Source organism: Agromyces larvae (assembly GCF_022811705.1).
In the GTDB taxonomy this organism is placed as follows: domain Bacteria; phylum Actinomycetota; class Actinomycetes; order Actinomycetales; family Microbacteriaceae; genus Agromyces; species Agromyces larvae.
The window spans coordinates 1,485,203-1,500,417 of record NZ_CP094528.1; the positions used below are offsets into that span (position 1 = coordinate 1,485,203).

34 protein-coding genes are annotated in these 15,215 nt (G+C 68.6%); 4 read left to right on the top strand and 30 right to left on the bottom strand.

Annotated features, from left to right (window positions below; all coding sequences use genetic code 11):
- Positions 1-163 precede the first annotated feature (163 nt).
- Entirely contained in the window at positions 164-370 is a 207-nt protein-coding gene (locus MTO99_RS06935) for a hypothetical protein (protein ID WP_243558085.1), read from the top strand.
- Here the strand turns inward: MTO99_RS06935 and MTO99_RS06940 are convergent.
- From MTO99_RS06940 to MTO99_RS06990, 11 genes are all read right to left on the bottom strand, one after another.
- A complete protein-coding gene (locus MTO99_RS06940; protein ID WP_243558086.1) occupies positions 367-663 on the bottom strand; it encodes a hypothetical protein in 297 nt (98 codons plus the stop codon). The two genes, MTO99_RS06935 and MTO99_RS06940, sit on opposite strands and share 4 nt — an antisense overlap.
- Before the next feature lie 93 nt (positions 664-756).
- Positions 757-1,152, bottom strand: coding sequence for a GNAT family N-acetyltransferase (locus MTO99_RS06945; RefSeq protein ID WP_243558087.1), 396 nt, complete (start codon positions 1,150-1,152; stop codon positions 757-759).
- A gap of 236 nt (positions 1,153-1,388) precedes the next feature.
- A complete protein-coding gene (locus tag MTO99_RS06950; protein WP_243558088.1) occupies positions 1,389-1,631 on the bottom strand; it encodes a helix-turn-helix domain-containing protein in 243 nt (80 codons plus the stop codon).
- Complete coding sequence (locus tag MTO99_RS06955) at positions 1,628-2,284, bottom strand: hypothetical protein (protein ID WP_243558089.1); 657 nt, start codon at positions 2,282-2,284, stop codon at positions 1,628-1,630. Before MTO99_RS06955 ends, MTO99_RS06950 begins: the two co-directional genes overlap by 4 nt.
- Positions 2,284-2,529, bottom strand: coding sequence for a hypothetical protein (locus MTO99_RS06960; protein WP_243558090.1), 246 nt, complete (start codon positions 2,527-2,529; stop codon positions 2,284-2,286). The genes MTO99_RS06955 and MTO99_RS06960 overlap by 1 nt, the downstream gene beginning before the upstream one ends.
- On the bottom strand, positions 2,526-2,801 hold the full coding sequence (locus MTO99_RS06965; RefSeq protein ID WP_243558091.1) for an ATP-grasp domain-containing protein: 276 nt from the start codon (positions 2,799-2,801) through the stop codon (positions 2,526-2,528). The genes MTO99_RS06960 and MTO99_RS06965 overlap by 4 nt, the downstream gene beginning before the upstream one ends.
- Before the next feature lie 38 nt (positions 2,802-2,839).
- Positions 2,840-4,174 carry a replicative DNA helicase gene (locus tag MTO99_RS06970; protein WP_243558998.1) on the bottom strand — a complete coding sequence of 445 codons (1,335 nt, stop codon included), beginning with the start codon at positions 4,172-4,174 and terminating at the stop codon, positions 2,840-2,842.
- 2 nt (positions 4,175-4,176) lie between these two features.
- Positions 4,177-4,545, bottom strand: a complete 369-nt coding sequence (locus MTO99_RS06975; RefSeq protein WP_243558092.1) for a hypothetical protein — start codon at positions 4,543-4,545, stop codon at positions 4,177-4,179.
- Positions 4,493-5,383: an LvrA C-terminal domain-related protein gene (locus MTO99_RS06980; protein WP_243558093.1), complete on the bottom strand. Its 891-nt coding sequence runs from the start codon at positions 5,381-5,383 to the stop codon at positions 4,493-4,495. Before MTO99_RS06980 ends, MTO99_RS06975 begins: the two co-directional genes overlap by 53 nt.
- Complete coding sequence (locus tag MTO99_RS06985; protein WP_243558094.1) at positions 5,383-5,778, bottom strand: HNH endonuclease; 396 nt, start codon at positions 5,776-5,778, stop codon at positions 5,383-5,385. The genes MTO99_RS06980 and MTO99_RS06985 overlap by 1 nt, the downstream gene beginning before the upstream one ends.
- Positions 5,775-6,323 (bottom strand): Maf family protein, encoded by a 549-nt coding sequence (locus MTO99_RS06990; RefSeq protein ID WP_243558095.1) that lies wholly within the window; start codon positions 6,321-6,323, stop codon positions 5,775-5,777. Before MTO99_RS06990 ends, MTO99_RS06985 begins: the two co-directional genes overlap by 4 nt.
- Between MTO99_RS06990 and MTO99_RS06995 the strand changes: the two genes are divergently transcribed.
- The gene (locus tag MTO99_RS06995; protein WP_243558096.1) at positions 6,309-6,551 is read left to right on the top strand and encodes a hypothetical protein; all 243 of its coding nucleotides are present in this window, start codon (positions 6,309-6,311) and stop codon (positions 6,549-6,551) included. The two genes, MTO99_RS06990 and MTO99_RS06995, sit on opposite strands and share 15 nt — an antisense overlap.
- A 101-nt stretch (positions 6,552-6,652) precedes the next feature.
- Here the strand turns inward: MTO99_RS06995 and MTO99_RS07000 are convergent, their stop codons facing one another.
- The 18 genes from MTO99_RS07000 to MTO99_RS07085 form a co-directional block, all read right to left on the bottom strand.
- Positions 6,653-6,949 carry a hypothetical protein gene (locus MTO99_RS07000; RefSeq protein WP_243558097.1) on the bottom strand — a complete coding sequence of 99 codons (297 nt, stop codon included), beginning with the start codon at positions 6,947-6,949 and terminating at the stop codon, positions 6,653-6,655.
- A 37-nt stretch (positions 6,950-6,986) separates the two neighbouring features.
- Positions 6,987-7,292, bottom strand: a complete 306-nt coding sequence (locus MTO99_RS07005) for a hypothetical protein (protein ID WP_243558098.1) — start codon at positions 7,290-7,292, stop codon at positions 6,987-6,989.
- A complete protein-coding gene (locus tag MTO99_RS07010) occupies positions 7,282-7,590 on the bottom strand; it encodes a hypothetical protein (RefSeq protein WP_243558099.1) in 309 nt (102 codons plus the stop codon). The genes MTO99_RS07005 and MTO99_RS07010 overlap by 11 nt, the downstream gene beginning before the upstream one ends.
- A complete protein-coding gene (locus MTO99_RS07015) occupies positions 7,590-7,763 on the bottom strand; it encodes a hypothetical protein (protein WP_243558100.1) in 174 nt (57 codons plus the stop codon). Before MTO99_RS07015 ends, MTO99_RS07010 begins: the two co-directional genes overlap by 1 nt.
- On the bottom strand, positions 7,763-8,128 hold the full coding sequence (locus tag MTO99_RS07020; protein WP_243558101.1) for a hypothetical protein: 366 nt from the start codon (positions 8,126-8,128) through the stop codon (positions 7,763-7,765). Before MTO99_RS07020 ends, MTO99_RS07015 begins: the two co-directional genes overlap by 1 nt.
- Before the next feature lie 207 nt (positions 8,129-8,335).
- Complete coding sequence (locus tag MTO99_RS07025; protein WP_243558102.1) at positions 8,336-8,590, bottom strand: hypothetical protein; 255 nt, start codon at positions 8,588-8,590, stop codon at positions 8,336-8,338.
- The gene (locus tag MTO99_RS07030) at positions 8,587-8,769 is read right to left on the bottom strand and encodes a hypothetical protein (protein ID WP_243558103.1); all 183 of its coding nucleotides are present in this window, start codon (positions 8,767-8,769) and stop codon (positions 8,587-8,589) included. Before MTO99_RS07030 ends, MTO99_RS07025 begins: the two co-directional genes overlap by 4 nt.
- Positions 8,766-9,101 carry a hypothetical protein gene (locus tag MTO99_RS07035; protein WP_243558104.1) on the bottom strand — a complete coding sequence of 112 codons (336 nt, stop codon included), beginning with the start codon at positions 9,099-9,101 and terminating at the stop codon, positions 8,766-8,768. The genes MTO99_RS07030 and MTO99_RS07035 overlap by 4 nt, the downstream gene beginning before the upstream one ends.
- The gene (locus tag MTO99_RS07040) at positions 9,098-9,592 is read right to left on the bottom strand and encodes a hypothetical protein (RefSeq protein ID WP_243558105.1); all 495 of its coding nucleotides are present in this window, start codon (positions 9,590-9,592) and stop codon (positions 9,098-9,100) included. Before MTO99_RS07040 ends, MTO99_RS07035 begins: the two co-directional genes overlap by 4 nt.
- Positions 9,592-10,122: a hypothetical protein gene (locus MTO99_RS07045; RefSeq protein WP_243558106.1), complete on the bottom strand. Its 531-nt coding sequence runs from the start codon at positions 10,120-10,122 to the stop codon at positions 9,592-9,594. The genes MTO99_RS07040 and MTO99_RS07045 overlap by 1 nt, the downstream gene beginning before the upstream one ends.
- Positions 10,119-10,940 (bottom strand): recombinase RecT, encoded by an 822-nt coding sequence (locus MTO99_RS07050; protein ID WP_243558107.1) that lies wholly within the window; start codon positions 10,938-10,940, stop codon positions 10,119-10,121. Before MTO99_RS07050 ends, MTO99_RS07045 begins: the two co-directional genes overlap by 4 nt.
- Positions 10,937-11,827 carry a hypothetical protein gene (locus MTO99_RS07055; RefSeq protein WP_243558108.1) on the bottom strand — a complete coding sequence of 297 codons (891 nt, stop codon included), beginning with the start codon at positions 11,825-11,827 and terminating at the stop codon, positions 10,937-10,939. The genes MTO99_RS07050 and MTO99_RS07055 overlap by 4 nt, the downstream gene beginning before the upstream one ends.
- Positions 11,827-12,123: a hypothetical protein gene (locus MTO99_RS07060; RefSeq protein WP_243558109.1), complete on the bottom strand. Its 297-nt coding sequence runs from the start codon at positions 12,121-12,123 to the stop codon at positions 11,827-11,829. Before MTO99_RS07060 ends, MTO99_RS07055 begins: the two co-directional genes overlap by 1 nt.
- Positions 12,120-12,659 (bottom strand): RuvC family protein, encoded by a 540-nt coding sequence (locus tag MTO99_RS07065; RefSeq protein ID WP_243558110.1) that lies wholly within the window; start codon positions 12,657-12,659, stop codon positions 12,120-12,122. Before MTO99_RS07065 ends, MTO99_RS07060 begins: the two co-directional genes overlap by 4 nt.
- Entirely contained in the window at positions 12,659-12,919 is a 261-nt protein-coding gene (locus MTO99_RS07070; RefSeq protein ID WP_243558111.1) for a hypothetical protein, read from the bottom strand. The genes MTO99_RS07065 and MTO99_RS07070 overlap by 1 nt, the downstream gene beginning before the upstream one ends.
- Positions 12,919-13,185 carry a hypothetical protein gene (locus tag MTO99_RS07075; protein ID WP_243558112.1) on the bottom strand — a complete coding sequence of 89 codons (267 nt, stop codon included), beginning with the start codon at positions 13,183-13,185 and terminating at the stop codon, positions 12,919-12,921. The genes MTO99_RS07070 and MTO99_RS07075 overlap by 1 nt, the downstream gene beginning before the upstream one ends.
- Positions 13,186-13,222: 37 nt before the next feature.
- Positions 13,223-13,426 carry a helix-turn-helix domain-containing protein gene (locus MTO99_RS07080; RefSeq protein ID WP_243558113.1) on the bottom strand — a complete coding sequence of 68 codons (204 nt, stop codon included), beginning with the start codon at positions 13,424-13,426 and terminating at the stop codon, positions 13,223-13,225.
- An 11-nt stretch (positions 13,427-13,437) separates the two neighbouring features.
- Positions 13,438-13,611, bottom strand: coding sequence for a helix-turn-helix domain-containing protein (locus tag MTO99_RS07085; RefSeq protein WP_243558114.1), 174 nt, complete (start codon positions 13,609-13,611; stop codon positions 13,438-13,440).
- A gap of 160 nt (positions 13,612-13,771) precedes the next feature.
- Between MTO99_RS07085 and MTO99_RS07090 the strand changes: the two genes are divergently transcribed.
- Positions 13,772-14,101 (top strand): hypothetical protein, encoded by a 330-nt coding sequence (locus MTO99_RS07090; protein ID WP_243558115.1) that lies wholly within the window; start codon positions 13,772-13,774, stop codon positions 14,099-14,101.
- 49 nt (positions 14,102-14,150) lie between these two features.
- Here MTO99_RS07090 and MTO99_RS07095 read toward each other — a convergent pair whose 3' ends face one another.
- On the bottom strand, positions 14,151-14,453 hold the full coding sequence (locus MTO99_RS07095; protein ID WP_243558116.1) for a hypothetical protein: 303 nt from the start codon (positions 14,451-14,453) through the stop codon (positions 14,151-14,153).
- A 53-nt stretch (positions 14,454-14,506) separates the two neighbouring features.
- Here MTO99_RS07095 and MTO99_RS07100 point away from each other — a divergent pair, with 53 nt between their 5' ends.
- A complete protein-coding gene (locus MTO99_RS07100) occupies positions 14,507-15,202 on the top strand; it encodes a hypothetical protein (RefSeq protein ID WP_243558117.1) in 696 nt (231 codons plus the stop codon).
- The last annotated feature ends 13 nt before the right edge of the window (positions 15,203-15,215 follow it).

The window sequence follows — 15,215 nt, forward strand, 5'->3', positions numbered from 1 at the left end:
GGGGCCAGACCACGGCGGGGAGGGAGGACGCCTGCGGGCGGGAGGCAGTCCGGCGCCCGAACGCTGTGAGATGCGACCGCCCCTCCCCCCTTGGAGATTCACCGTGCGGCGTCGACGCGGGGTGGTCCAGCGTTCTGTCGGGCGAAGGTGGGATGCTCGGTACATGGACGTCGACAGCTTGGAGACGCAGTGCGTTCGTGCACTGGCGGAGATCCCCGATCCCGTGAGCGTGCGCGACATCAGAATGCTGATCACACCGCGCCCTACCGAGGGCGCCGTGCTCCGCGCGCTGGCTGAGCTGGTCGATGCGGGGCGTGTGGCGATCGACAATCGCGGGCTGTTCCAGTTGCGGTCGCACAGCACGCGTTAGGCCCAGGCCCGGCTCAGCAGCCCGAGCGGCGGGAGCGGTGACCCGTTGCCGCGTTGCCGGTTGCACAGCGAGTGCGACGGGCGGAAGTTCGCCGGGTCCTCGCGGAGCTCGGGGTGGGTGGAGACCGGGTAGTAGTGGTCGTTCTCGAAGCTGTCGTCGGTGGTGCCGTCGGGGACGGTGTAGTCGATGGGCATGCCGTCCATCCAGCAGGGTGCGTCGGTGGCTTCGCATTCGGCGCGGAAGTCGGCTTTGAGTTGCTTGAAGCGGCGGGTCTGCTTGTGGTGGCTGCTCATCGGTGGCCCTCGGTCAGTGTGGGGCGGTGGCCCAGGCGATCAGGAGGATGAGGGCGACGGCGAGGGCGAAGAGGGTGATGGATCTGCGGGGGCTCACGTGTCGGCGGCGAGGAGGGACCAGACTTCGACGTCGGCCCAGGTGTGGCGGTCGCGGCGGGCTTGGCGTGCGGTGCCTTCGTACTGGAAGCCGACGGCTTGGGCGAGGTGGCGGGAGCGGTCGTTGCCGGGGGTGATGACGGCGATGATGCGGTGTCGGTGCTCGAGCAGGGTGGGGAGCAGGAGGCGGACGGCTTCGCTGATGTAGCCGTGGCCGGCGTGCGCCGGGTCGGCGTACCAGGCGAGGTAGGCGGCGTCGTGTGCGGCGGCGGTGACGACGAGGAGGCCGACCTGCTGTCGGGTTGCGGTGTGCGTGATCGGGATCGCGGCGGATGAGCCTTGCCTGGTCGGGATGGGCACGTGGGGCAGTCGGACCCGATCCGTCGCGAGCATGAGCCATCCTTCGCGGGTGAGGGTGCGGTGATGGAGTCGAGACCGGGAGTTCTCGGCGGGGGGCGCGGCGAGGGGGTGACGAGCGCCCCTCGCCGCGCTGACCGCGGTCCCTTGGTGCAAGGGGCGGTCGTTCCCGAACGCCGAGGAAGGGCCTCGGGCGGGCATGCGAAGAGCCCCTGTCCTTGTGTGGGCAGAGGCTCGCTTAGCGAGATCCTAGCGCAGGGGTGTGACATTCCTCAAATCATGCGGAAGTTTCGGCGCTTCTCGGTGACGCGGGCGCGGTACGCGTCGAGCAGATCCCAGTGGTCGATGACGACCATGCCGGCCACGATCCGGTGCGGCATCCCGTCGTCGAGCCAGCGACGGATGGTGCGCCGGGTGCGGCCGACCCGGCGGGCTGCGGCCGCGATCGTGTACGTCGGTTGGTCGCCGTCGACGAGCGGCGGCCGGCAGGTTCGCACCATGAGGGTCATCGTCACTCCAGCCATTCGAGGATCCCTGCGTACGAGTCTGCCGGGATCACGTGCCCGCAGGCCGAGCACCACACCTGCACGTCGTGAATGTCCTCGCTGTTCCACTCGGCCGAGACCGCGGCGACCCCGCACGACGGGCACGGGCGTGGGTGCACGAGGCGGGGCGGGCGGGGTGCGAGCGGGTAGGTGCTGCGCAGGTCGCGGAGCATGCGGTCCACGTCGGCCCAGTACGATTGCGCGGCGCCCGGGTAGGAGCCGCCGTACTGTGCGATCAGGTCGTCACGAGCCGCGAGCCACAGGGTCTGCATCGCGGTGAGCAGGTGCGCGCCTTCCACGGTGGTGGATGCCTGGAAGCCCTGCGTTTCACGTGCGTTCGACCAGGCGATGATCGTGGCCGACGGCGGCGGGCTCTTCAACTGCTCGGACCAGTACCCGACCCAGTTGATCAGCTGGGCGTACACGCTGTCGGAGTCGTCGGCGGCGGTGATCCGCATCGGCGCCGCCCACTCGGGCAGCGTCTCGCCCTTCTCGGTGCGGCCGCTGATCGCGATCGCGCGGACGTGGGCGAGCAGGTCGGGTGCCTCCGTGAGGTTCCGGCGGGCACGGTGGCGGAGCAGGCGCAGTTCGGCCTGGTCTTCGGTCTCCGCGGTCAGGTCCATCACAGGATCTCGTCGCCCCGGATGTCTCGGGGCTGGTCGTTCCCCGCGGTCTCGGCGAGGTGTTCGCCGGCCTGCTCGAGGAGGTCGGCGGCGTGCGATGCGGCCGCGGCGAGTTCCCTCGCGAGCTCGAGGGCTTGGAGCGGTGAGTAGTCCGTGACCCGGCGCAGCTGCTCGAGCTCGACCCGGTAGTCGTCGTTGACGGTGACGGTCGCGAGCTCGACGACGACCTCGACGCGGATGCTCACGAGCTCGGCTCCTCGTCGAACCCGTCATCGGCGTGGTCCTCGTCGGCGTCACCATCGAGGTCCGCGAAGCCGTCGACGATCCAGTCCGCGGCGGTCAGCAGGCCGACCTCGTTCAGCCGCGGCCCCATGCAGACCGCGAGGAGCAGTGCTTCCGCCCTCGTCAGCTGCGCCTCGCTCAGGTGAGCCCACCGCCCCCCGGCCGCGAGCCTGCCGCGCAGCTCATCGGTCTCCCGCTCGAGGCGCAGGATCTCCGCATTCGCGACCTCCAGCATCTCAGCAGCGTCATTCGCACCCATCTCGACCACCCTCCTCAGTCCGGCACGACGGGATCCCACCCGCCGAACCACGTCTGCGACACCACCCGGGCGAACTGGCCCTCCCACAGCAGCGACCGCATCCCGGTGTTCCCGTGCCGGTTCTTCGACACGTGCACGTTCAACCGGTCACCAGGCCGGTCGTCCGCCTCGAGCTGACGCTGCAGCAGCAGCACCACGTCCGCGTCCTGCTCGATCGCACCCGACTCCCGCAGATCCGCGATCGTCGGCGCCCGCCGAACCCGGCCCACCGGTTCCCGGTTCAGCTGCGACAGCACCACGACCGGGCAGTCCAGTTCGCGGGCGAGGATCTTCATCTGCCGCGAGTGCTCGCCGACGACCTCCCACCGTGGCCGGCCGCGCTCCTGCGACGGCACCAGTTGCAGGTAGTCCACGACGACGCCGGCGCACCGCTGATGCTGCTGCCGCACCGCCCGGGCGAACGCGGTGATCTGCGAGATCGTCACCCCCGACCGGTCGTCGATGAACAGCGGCAGATGCTGCACCTCGTGCCGCACACCGGCGACCTTCACCCAGTCCTCGTCGGACAGCTCGTGCCGCGACATCGGCCCCAGGTGCACCTTCCCGCGGAACGCGACCAGCCTGGTGAGCAGCTGCTCGGTCGACATCTCCAGCGACGAAAACGCGACCGGGCCGGTGCCGGCGAGCTCGTGCGCGATCTGCACCCCGACCATCGTCTTCCCCTCGCCCGGACGCGCGCCGACCACGTACAAGCACCCCGGTCGCAGCCCGCCGATGTACTCGTTCACCTCACGCCACGGCGTCGGCACGAACCGCGGCTTCTGCGACAGGTCCTCGACGAAGTCACCGAACTTCGCGCCGATCGGCGCGAACTCGACGAGCCGTTCCCGGCCCGCCGCATCCACCGCAGCACGGGCCGCTTCGATCGCGGCCGCAGGGTCCTCGTCGTCCGCGAAGCCGAGCTGCGTGATCCGGGCGCCGACGTCGATCAGGCGCCGCTTCACCGCCTTCGCCCGCACGATCTCCGCGTACCAGCCGGCGTTCGCCGCCGTCGGAACCTCGCTCGTTACCTCGGACAGCAGGCCCACCCCGCCGGCCCGCTCGAGCTGCCCGGTACGGGTCAGCTCATCGCTGACGGTGACCAGGTCCACCGGGTCGCCACGGTCGGCCAGCGCGGCGGCCGCAGCGAAGACGAGCTCGTGCCGGGGCACCCAGAAGTCCTCGGCCGATACCAGTGCCAGCACCTCGACCAGGGCCCGCCGCGACAGCAGCATCGACCCGAGCACGCTCCGCTCGGCCTGCTCGTCGAACGGGGGCGTCCGCTGCCCGGCCGGGGCATCCGCCGTCATCGTCACGAGCCGTCCTCCGTCGTGAGCTGCTCGTACCGGACCCGCTGCGCCTCGACCCAGCCCGGGTCGTGCGCGTTGGACATCCACTCGTCGCGGGTCATGCCGAGCACGCCGAGCACCCGTTCGAACCGGTCGCGCTCGTAGTCGGCCATCCGGGCCTCCTCGGCGAGCGCGGCCCGGTCCCGGACGTCGGCCGGCATCACCTGCCGGGTCTCGTGCCGGTAGTGCTCGATCACCGCGCTGCGGGCGTCGTCCCTGTGGAGGTCGCCGACGACCTCGTGCCAGGCGTCGACCATCGGCTCGGTGACGATGATGCGGCTATCGAGCCGCGCGGCGAGCGCGAGCATCGTCGCGGTGTGCTTCTTCAGCATCAGGTTCCTCCTCGTCGTACTTCGCCATGAGGGCGTCCAGCGAGCTCTCGCGGTCTCGCATCGGCACGACGCGTGGCGGCAGCGGCTCGTCATCCCAGCGGCCTTGGTTCAGCCAGGTCGCCGGATGCGGGATGTAGTTCTTGTCGGGCAGGTTCGGGTCGGTCGCGTACCGGTGCACGCCGTCGAGGATCGCCCCGACGAGTTCCGGATGACCGCGGGTGAGCGCGGCGAACTTCTTCGCTGCCGCCTGCTTGCCGACATGCCGGGGGTACTCCGCGTAGAACGCATCGAATGGTGTGACCTTCGGTGCCTCGACCGGTACGTCGAGTGCATCGATTGATGCATCTGTTGATGCACCATCGACGTCAGTCGATGAAGAGTTCTTCTTCTGTTCCCCTGTTCCCCTGTTCCCCTGTTCCCCTGTTACAGGCGCGAGGGTGTCGCGAGGGCTCGCGTAACTTTCGCGAATCACATCGGATTCGTAGTTGAAAGTGCCGTCTGGTCTGGGAAAACGTCCGCGTGCCGGCTTGTCGATTCGCTGCACCGACTTCCATCGGTCGATGTAGAGCAAATCCTCACTTTCAACGCTGTATCGCACCACCAAACCGTTGATGCAGAGCGCGGAAATCGCTTCGGACAACCTCGCGAGGGTGTCGCGAGGGTTCGCGGAGAGGTCGCGAGGAAAGACATCGGCGGCGATCAGAGCGAGGTCGTCTTTGCCCACCCCGTTGTCGTCGACGTACGACTCGAGCCCCTTCAGCACGAGCCGTGTTTCCCAGTCCAAGGAGGCGATCGTCTTCGACCGCCAGAACTCCGGCTTGATGGTTCGGATGCGCATCAGATGGTCACCTCTCCCGTTTTCACCAGCCCGAACACGGCCAGTAGTTCCAGGGCTTCCGAGGATGGAATGCCCTTCGTCGTGCCGTCCGGCAGGAGCATCTGCCACACGCCAGGGAAGACGAGCACGGGGATCTCGGTCGGGTCGGCGCGGTTCTCCACCGGCACGATCCAGCCGTTCGCGCGTGCCCGTTGCGGGTGTGCGTGGACCCAGCCGTGGCATCCCGTCGTGCCTGTCCCGCAGAGCAGGATCAGGTTCGGCGGGGTGTGGTCGCCGCTGCCGCGTCGTTGCCGGTGATGCCGGGATCCGACGATGAAGAACGCGCCGCAGCGTACGCACCGGAACTGGTCGCGGTCGTCGACGAGGCGGGCGACGTGGCCCGAGACGCCGGTCATGCTGTACTCGCCTTCGCGAACGGAGGAGAGGGACGGTCGAAGTCGTTGTCGTAGACCTCCCACGCCCACGGGTCGGGCCACCCGCGGGCGGCCGCATAGGCGCGCGACCTGTCGGCCGCGACGCCGGTCGGCCGGATGAGATTCAGCTCGTCATAGAGCGCGACGATGGCGCGGGCGCGGGCTGCGGTGATCTGGTACGTGCGGTGGCGTCGGCTCTGGCGTTCGTAGCTGGCGAGCGTGGTGCACAGATTGGTTCCGCAGCCGAGGCGGACGCCGAGTTCTCGCTGCGTCCATCCTGCAGCGATGAGCGCCCGGATGCGTCGGATGTACGGTCGTGCCGAGACGAGCGTACGGTCGCCGAGCAGGTCGAGGCTGGGGCGGACGGCGAGGATCCGCTCGGCGGTTTCCCGCTTGACGCGCTTCGGCAGTTCACCTTTCCGTGGTCCGGGATCCTGCCGCCCCCAGAGGATGGTCCGCACTGGGGTCACTCCGAGGCCGGCGAGGCCGGCGATGCGCTTGTAGCCGAGGCCGTGCTCGCCGAGCATGAGGAGGTGTTCGCGAACTGGCTCGGCGTCGACGAGACCGGTGTCGAACCGCCCGTATGCCTTGAGTCTGTCGCGACGGCGCTGCATGGCGGTGTGGTGGTCGGTGCACGGGTCGCATCGGCACTGGTGCTGGATGTAGCAGGTGGAGGACGCCGCATGCTTGTGGTCGGGCGGGCAGACGATGCGGTGACGGGGGCGGGTGGGGAGTTTGGCGTGGTCGCCGAGTAGGCCGGCGTGCCAGGCGGCTTGGTAGTGGGTGCGGCAGAGACGTCGGGCGACGGTGCGGTTGTGGCATCCATCATGGGTGCAGGTGCGGGGTCGGCCAGGCATCAGGACAACACCCGCACCCTCTTCGGGACCACCTGGCGGCACGAGTCCCGCACACTGCGCAGGAACCCGATCGCGGTCTCGACACTGCCCCAGCCGTTCGGAGCGTCGTACTCAGCCTTCAGCGCCCCGAGGTCGTTCGACTCGATCATCGTGAGCGCGGCGTCGATCCGCTCGGCCACCTCGTACCGGTCCATGCCGTCCCAGTCGGGCGGGTATGCGTCGAAGTCGCGGAAGAACCGGTGCATGTTGGACGTGTAGTTGTGCCAGTCGAGGCCTGCTTGCACGTCGAAGCTCATCGCCCCTCCCTCCAACGCGTCGACACGACCTGCAGGCTCATGACCCCTCCTTGGTCGGTTCAGGGGTACGGATAGCGAACGCGATGGCTGCCGCCGTCGCGGTCTCCCCGTACTGAACATCGGTCAGGTCGTCGGGGTGGGCATAGGGCGACTTGAATGAGTCCGCGATGGTCGCGCACCGCTCCCGTTCCTCGCGTACCGCTTCCTCCACGAGCGGGAGGATCGCGTCGGCCATGCCCCAAATCGTCACGATCCACGGTGGTCTGTTGATATCAACGTGCGTGACATCCAACTGGTCGGCAAGCACTCGCGCGATCCGGTCGCGCAGGTCGTCACTCGGCATCGTTGGCCTCCTGTCGGGTGGTACGAGCGGCTTCGAGAGCGACGCGGGCGAGCGGGTCACACACGCGCTTGCAGTCAGGGCACGAGTCGTAATTCCCCGGCTCGTCCTCACCGCCGTTGCACGTCCACCCCTCCACGTTGAGCGCACGTGCCGCCGCCTCGACCTCGGCGTCGGTCACCGGGCGGGACGCCTGCCACTCGGCACCCTCCACGAACGTCGTGAGACGACTCTTCTCCAGCGCGTACAGTTCTCCTGCCGCGTGCCGCCGTTCTGCTTCGGCTCGTGCTTCGGTGCTCATCACTCGACCTCCTGCTCGAACTCGCCTGTGTGCTGGGTGACGACCACACCGAGCTTGATTTCGGAATGCGCCTCGGCCATGTGCGCGAGGTGCCGCTCGGTCGCCTCGCGGTACGACCATCCGATGCTTCGGTGCCCGCAGGTTGAGCACTGCGCGTACTTCGCCTGTCCCATCAGCCCTGCTCCTCTCGCTTCTCGGCGGCACGGGCGCGGAGCCAGCCGGTCACGCCGCCCTCGTATGGGTGCGGGACGACTGCGAACGCATCCGCCGCCTCTTCGAGCACTCGCGCGTCGTGCTCGGCGAGGATGCGGGCACGAACCTCGGAATCGGCGGAAAGGATGCCGTAGACCGCGTCGTGGTCGGGCATCGAGCCGCACAGCGACTTGTCGAGAGCTTCGTCGGCCGCCTCGATCTGCGCGGCGAGAGCTTCGATAACGTCGATCTGATCGTTGCTCTCCGCTGCGTGAATCACAGCAGCCTCCCCGAACTCGGTCAGCCGTTGATTCTCGGCTTCGAGTTCGCGGATGCGGGCCTCCATCCGCCCAGCGTCGTCAGCCTCACCCATCAGACCACTCCGCCTCCGGGCGCCCATCCGGTACGGACACCACCTCCACCCAGTCGCGCCCGTTGATCAACGTGACCTTCTCCCCCTGAACGATCCGAAGCGTGCCCACCGTCACATCAGCGACCGTCACACCCTCGAACGACTCCGTACGAGTCGTCCGCTTCACAACGACACGACTACTCACCCCGCCGCCTCCCGCCGATACGCCTCAAGCTCATCGACCAACGGCGACACCTCACGCACCTTCACCCGCGACCCCACCACGAACGCGGTGAACCCCCGATGCGTCACCGTCACATGCGCGACCGTCGCGAACTCATCCCGTGTGATGATCCGGAACACACCTGCATGATCCATGTCGATCGCGAGAAGGAAGCCGGCGTCCTCCACGACCTGGCGGACCTTCGATTCCCACCGCTGCGCTGACGTGCTCATCGGCCCTCCACGTGTGCGAGCTCCTGCTCGAGACCGGCCGCGAGGTCACGGGCGCGCTCGAGGTCGCGCAGCGCCGCATCACGCTCGGTCTGGAGGCGTTCGAGTTCGGCACGTACCGCTTCGGGGCCGGCCGCGATGAGGTTGCCGACGTTGACTTCCCACCACTCCGGCCGGCTCACGACGCACCCCCGAGGATCGCGTCAGCGAGTCGGTCGGTGGACTCCCGGAACCCATACGGCGTCACGTCCTCGCCGTACACCTCAAGGCGGTTCCGCAGGATCGCGAGCTGCGCGTCGATCGTGCGGTGCAGGGTGACGATCAGCTCGGCGTCGTACGCCGCGTGGTAGAGCCGGGTCAGCGCGATCGCCTCGCGTGTCGAGTCTGCGTCGGCCGGGATGACGCAGTGTCCCTGCTCGCCGCTGTACTCGGCGATCCACGGTCCGGGTGTAATCTCCGCGCGCAGCGTCTCGAGTTTGAGGATCGCGGCGCGCAGCCGCTCCACCTGGCTCATGACGTCACCTCGAGCACGTCAGCCGGCACGAGCGCAGCGAGGTTCCAGACGCACCCGCTGGCGCAGTCCCAGCCGTAGTACCACATCGAGTTCAGGTCGTAGCGGGCGTCCCACAGGTAGGGCGTGATGAGGATGCCGTCGTATCGGGCGGCGACGCGCGGCCAGTCGATCCAGTGCGATCCGAGATCGGTGCCGGCGAACGCCGGATGATCGCGGTACTCGGCGGTGAACGCCTTGAGCTCGCCGAGGTTCCCGATCCTGAGGACCTCCGCGTCAGCGGCGATCGTGAACACGGCCCGGTGCTCCAGCGTCTCGAGGCGGAACTGCTCGTTGCGGCACCATGCGGGCCAGTCGTCCTCGCCGTCGACGCTGAGCCACAGGCCGCGCGGCTTGCCGTTGCCGAACTCGGTCTGGTCGTACGTCCGCGTCCGGTCGAAGACGAACGGCTCGGCGGTGTAATGCGAGAGGTTGACACCCTCATCAGGCTCCATCACGCCCCACCCCGCCCAGCGAGCTGATACGTCAACTCCACCTGCTTCGACTGCGTCTGCACAGCCGACGTCCGCTGCTCCACCAACCGCGCCATCGACCGGGCGTAGTCGTACGCGATCTCCGCATCATCCGCCCGCTCCCACTCGACCGCGGTCGCAAGATCAGCGGCCGCCTCACGCTCCGCGACCGTGCCCTGCGCATCCTTCAACGCGCGCGCACGGGCGAGCTTGTGCTGGCGGATCGCGACCCGACGCGCCCGATCCGCCTCACGCAGGATCCGCACGTTCTGCGCCGCCAGATGCCCGAGCATCTCCAGGTCCGCGACGATCGAGTCCGGGGTCTTCACCTGCGCGCCGTCCGGCGGGCGAGCCGCGGCGACCCGGCGGGCGACGTACTCCGTCCACCGCTGGATCGTCTCCGGCGACTCGACCTGCTCGTCGACGACCCGGTCGGGCTGGGCGTCGGCGACCTCGCCGGTCTCCTCATCGACGATGTCGGCGTCGACGACCTGCGAAGGCTCATCGGTCACGGGCGTGCCTCCCCACCCCAGTCGGGCTCCACGTCGTCGAACGGCGGCGCTTCGTCCTCGAACGCCTCCCGCGCCTTCGCAGCGACCTCCCGCTCGTCACGCCCCGCAGAGGCATCAACCGGGTCGGGAGCGGACGCTTCGGCGATCGGCTCCACGTCGACCACGTCGGCCTTCGGCTGCACGGATGCCACGGGCTCGACCTGCTTCGGCGGCAGCGCCGCACGCCGAGCCGTCCGCCGCGGCGCCGGCTTCGAAGCATCCGGCCCCGCGACCGGCTCGTCGAACGCGCCGTCACCGACCTCCTCCGCCGTGTACGGCAGGCCGAGGATCACCTCCGGCGCGATCAGCCGCACCACATCCGCTGTGGCCCGCGCGATCAGCATCGCCTCCGGATACCTCGCCCAGTTCTTCTTCCCGGCGAGCTCCGCCTTCTTCGCCCGGTCCATCGTCCAGGTCGACTCGGCGACGTGATCCGACCCGACCCGCCGGCCCTTCACGATCGCCCGCTGCGACGTCGACTCCTCGACCCAGATCTCGTGCCCCGCCTTGATCACCAGCGCCCGCAACGTGATCGCCCGCAGCGCCGGCGTCCCGTCGATGATGTCGATCGACCGGAGCGCCGCCATCAACGGCAACCCGAGCTCAGCGCCCGCGACGATCGCCGCAGCCGTCTCGGCGACCTTCCCCCGATACGAGGCCGGCACGAACGCGGTCGGCGCGAGCTTCTGCGCGATCTGATACGCGGCATCCATCTCCCGCGCCTTCTCGACCAAGTCCACGACCGACGCGCGCGGCTCGTACACCTCCACGTCGCTCATGCCGCGACCCCGTCCGCCCGCAACTCCGGCCCCTTGAGCGCGTCCATCGCATCCCGGGTGCCGGTGCGGCGGGCCACGGATGCCACGAGCTGGAACGTGCGGAACACCTGCGGGCCCCGCTCCATCGGATACACGCTGTACCCGTCCGCCCGGACCCAGATCGCCCAGTGATCCGTGATGCCGAGCTCACTCACCGGGTGATCCGCGCCGTCGACGCCGACGAAGTACTCGGCGTTCCCGTACCCGGCCAGCTGCAGCGCGGTCTCACCGAAGATGCCCGACCGGTTCGTCTTCCAGTCGAACAGGATCACCCGGTGCTCGACGCCCCGGCCGCCGGCCGGGTGCGCGTCCCACACGTCCGACGTGGCGACGCCGTCGAGGGTGCCGCCGTACATGCCCGCCTCGCTCCACACCGTCGCCTCCGACAGCACCGGCCGGATCTGCCACTCGTCGAGGAACCGCACCGCGGACTCCACATGCCCGGCGATGTCGTCGGGCACCTCGACCTCCTGCCCGGCGGCGATCCGCTCGGCGAGGGCGTGCACCAGCGTGCCGCGCGCCGCAGCCTCGTCACGCACCTGGTAGCGGGCCTTCTTCAGCGTCTCGAGCCGGTTCGACATGGACAGCTCGCCGAGCTCGTCCCAATGGTCGACCGCGTACTTCGCGGTCTCGTTCCCGGCCCACTCCTCGAGCGCCTTCTTCCGCATCCCGTCACCGATCAGGGTGGTGACCCCGTCGAGCTTCACCTCACCGTGGTCGGTCATCAGGTAGTAGGCGTGGTTGCGGCCGTACTGCCGCTTCCGCACCCGGCTTGACGCCACGAGCTCCGGCTGCGCCGACTTCACGGACTTCGCCGTCGCGGGCTTGCGTGCCCTCGTCGCGGCCATCAGTCGTCCTCGAGGTCGAGCTCGGCGGGCAGCGAGTCGCCGCCGCGCTCCTGGTACGCCGCCTCGAGCAGCCCGCGCGCGACATCCGCCTGCTTGCCGTCCAACGGTTCGATGTGACGGAACCGGATCACCGCGGACCATTCCTGCTTCAGGTCGTTGAACCGCAGCGCCGCCCGCTCGATGATCACGACCGCGAGCATCGGGTCGGGGGTGCGCTCGTGCAGCAGCTCCTCCTCGACGTCGACGAGCCCGTTCTGCTGTTCGCCCGGCACCTGGCCGGAGATGTTGACTGTCATGCGTCCCCCTTGAGTTGTGGCCAGGCCGGTGTCGCCATCGCTTCCAGCGGGCGCCCGGTCAGACCGGGATCGATCGGATGCCCCGACCAGCGGGCACCCATGCCGCACAGCGCGAGCGCGTCGGCAGCGTTGTGGTCGGGAATCAGCACGTCGGGGTGCCTGGCCCGCATCGACGCGAGCACCTCCCGCTTGCCAGCCCGCCCGCTCCCCGTCGCATACAGGGCGCGGGTCGGCGGGGCCACCGCGACCACCGGGCCGCGGACGAACAACTGGTCGACGAGGAAGTGGTACAGCCCGCACCGGGCGACGAACTCACCCGACATGCCCCCCGACGCGAGCACCGGCGCCTCGATCACCGTCACGCATTCCGCCGGCGCGAACGCCAGCACGGCCCGCACGATCCACCGGATCCGCCGCCGCATCCCGGCAAGCCCCTCGACCGGCGACGTCGCGAACCGGCGGGCGGACACCAGCCCGGCCTCGCTCTTCGCCATCCCGGTCATCGTCAGCGACGGGTCCACGCCGAGCACGTCCATCACCAGTCTCGGAACGGCTCGAACCGGAACAGCCCGAACGGATGCCCCACCGCACCGCAGCTCAGCCGCACAGGCCCATGCGGCCAACGGACGAACCCCTGCACCCAGCACGCGTTGCAGCAGAACACCGTCCACCGGCAGTTCTGGCACACCACGATGCCCGCCGCCCGCTTCCCGCATGCGAGGAGCTCGCACACGTGCGTCGGCTCGTACGCCCGCTCGAGCGGGGCGAGCGGGCTCGGCGCGACGTGCCGGCCCATCAGAGGGCGTCCATCACAATCGTGCGCGCCCGGTCGAGTCCGCCCTCGACGCGCTGGATGACGGTGAACGCGTGCGCGTATTCCGGGAACTCGCGACGCAGCCGGACGAAGTTCACCTCGTCGGCCGCGGCGAACAGCATCAGCAGCCGCTCAACGAAGTGCGACGGCCGCAGGCCCAGGTTCGCGTCGCCGAAGTGCCAGAGCACGTGCCGCAGCACCATGAGCGGAGCCTGCTCGAGGTCTACCGGCGGGTGTGTTGTCGCCATGACGATTGCCCTTCAATCAGCCAGTGGGAGGTGGGTGCTACGGCTCGGCGTGCTCGAGCTTCACCGCGTCACGCGCAGCCTCGCGAGTGAAGTACTGCCGCTTCCACTCGTCGAGGTCGTCCTCGTGGAACACGACGAGTCGGCCGTGCACCTCGCCTCGCGGTCCCTGACCGAGGCTGCGGAGGTTCATCAGCGTCTGGTACGCGATGCCGCAATACGCGGCGGCTTCGCGTGCACGCATCGCCGGGCCCCTCACGGCGTCTTCTCCCTGATGAGGTCGTCCACCTCGACGCCGATCCACGCCGCGAGCTGATCGATCTGCTGAAGGTTGTACGGTCGCGCGCCGTGATACAGGCGGTACGCCGTGGGACGTGTCACGTGGAGCACGTCCATCATCTGGGTGACCTTGAGATTCGCACGTGCCATTTCTGCTCGCACTGTCCCGGCCACATCTACCCACCTAGAGGTGTCGGAATCCATATTTCGAGTAGTACGCCTATCCCCGCGTGTCTTGCAACTAAAATCAGTGATATAGTCGTATTTTGAGTAGTTCTCTCCACTAGAGCGGGCCGGGTACTCTTGATGCATGATCGACACGGAAGAACGGGAGCCGCTGAACGGCATCGCTCTCAGCGCCGCCCGTGTGGTCGGAACTCTGATGTCCGAGCGGGGTGTCACCCGTGTACAGATCGCCGATGTGCTCGGCATCCACAAGAACCTGATCGGCCAGTATCTCGGCGTTCAACGCAGACGAGGCGGGCCCCCTACGCCACCCTGGCGTCCCTTCGACCTCAAGCAGCTGCAATTGCTTGCGGAGTTCTTCGAATGGGACTGGGACGAGTTCCTCGATCTCGTGCTGCATCCTGGCGAGCCGCTGACCAATCGCTTGGCTCCCAAGGATCGGCCGCAAGACTAGCCAGCCTCGAACGGGCCAGCCAACCGCTGCAATGCGTGGGCGGGGATGATCACAAACCCTCTGTCAGGTTGAACCTGACGGCGCTCCCCGCATCGGTGGCGGTGACGGCCTGATGGCCACCCGGCGTCGACGCGAGCGCGAGACGCTCGACTACCTCGCGTTCGCGCGTCGGGCACTCCGCGGCGCGGGTCGACGCGTCGCGGATGCCGACGAGCACGAACTCGCCGAGCTCGTGGCACTGCGTACCGAGCTGGAGGATGCGATCCGGGTCGCGGTTGCGGGGCAGCGCGCGGTGGGAAGGTCGTGGGCGCATATCGGGATGGCGCTCGGGATCACCCGTCAGTCTGCGCATGAGCGGTACAGCGACGCTTTTCGTGAATCTCGAAGAGAGGACGACCCCAGCCCGTGACGATCGCAAGCCCAACTCCGACCACCGCCCGGATTCACCGCTGCCATCAGTTCCCCGAGAAGATCCAGCATCGCTCGCTCGAAGCCGCATTCGCCGAAGTCGACCGAGTCAAGCAGCAGCGCGACGTGCAGCTGCACGTCTACGCGTGCGAGTCGTGCGGCTACTTCCACTGCTCGAAGTCCTCCGGCACCGCGGGCGACGTCCGCGGCAACGTCCGGGTGGGCCGTCGCGTCCACCGCGCCGATATCCCGCTGTGGACCGTCGGCACCGACGGCAGGCCGACCGAGACGGTACGTGACGAGCGCTACGTCGAGACGACCGACAAGCGCTCAGGATCACGCCAGGCGTCCATCGAGGCGATCGAGTCGGCGCTTCGCGCGCACTCCTCGCCGACGAGCGTCAAGGCGAGCGAGCTAGCCGGATGGACCGGGCTCAGCGACTACCGAACCACCGAAGCGCTCAAGGCGATGGGCTGGGTTCCGACCGGAGCTTCGAAGTCCCGACTCTGGCACCGTCCCGGCGTCGAGCGCGCCGCACGAGCGCCGCTCCCGGTCGCAGAGCCCGAGAGTGTGCCAGCCGATCCGTGGCAGATCGTTGATCTGAACGCTGTACGCGACCTCTCGGTCGATCAGCTGCTGCGCACGTACAAGACGGCGGGCAAGTATCTCGAAGTGAGGATCAGGGACCGATGAGGCATCTCGTCGG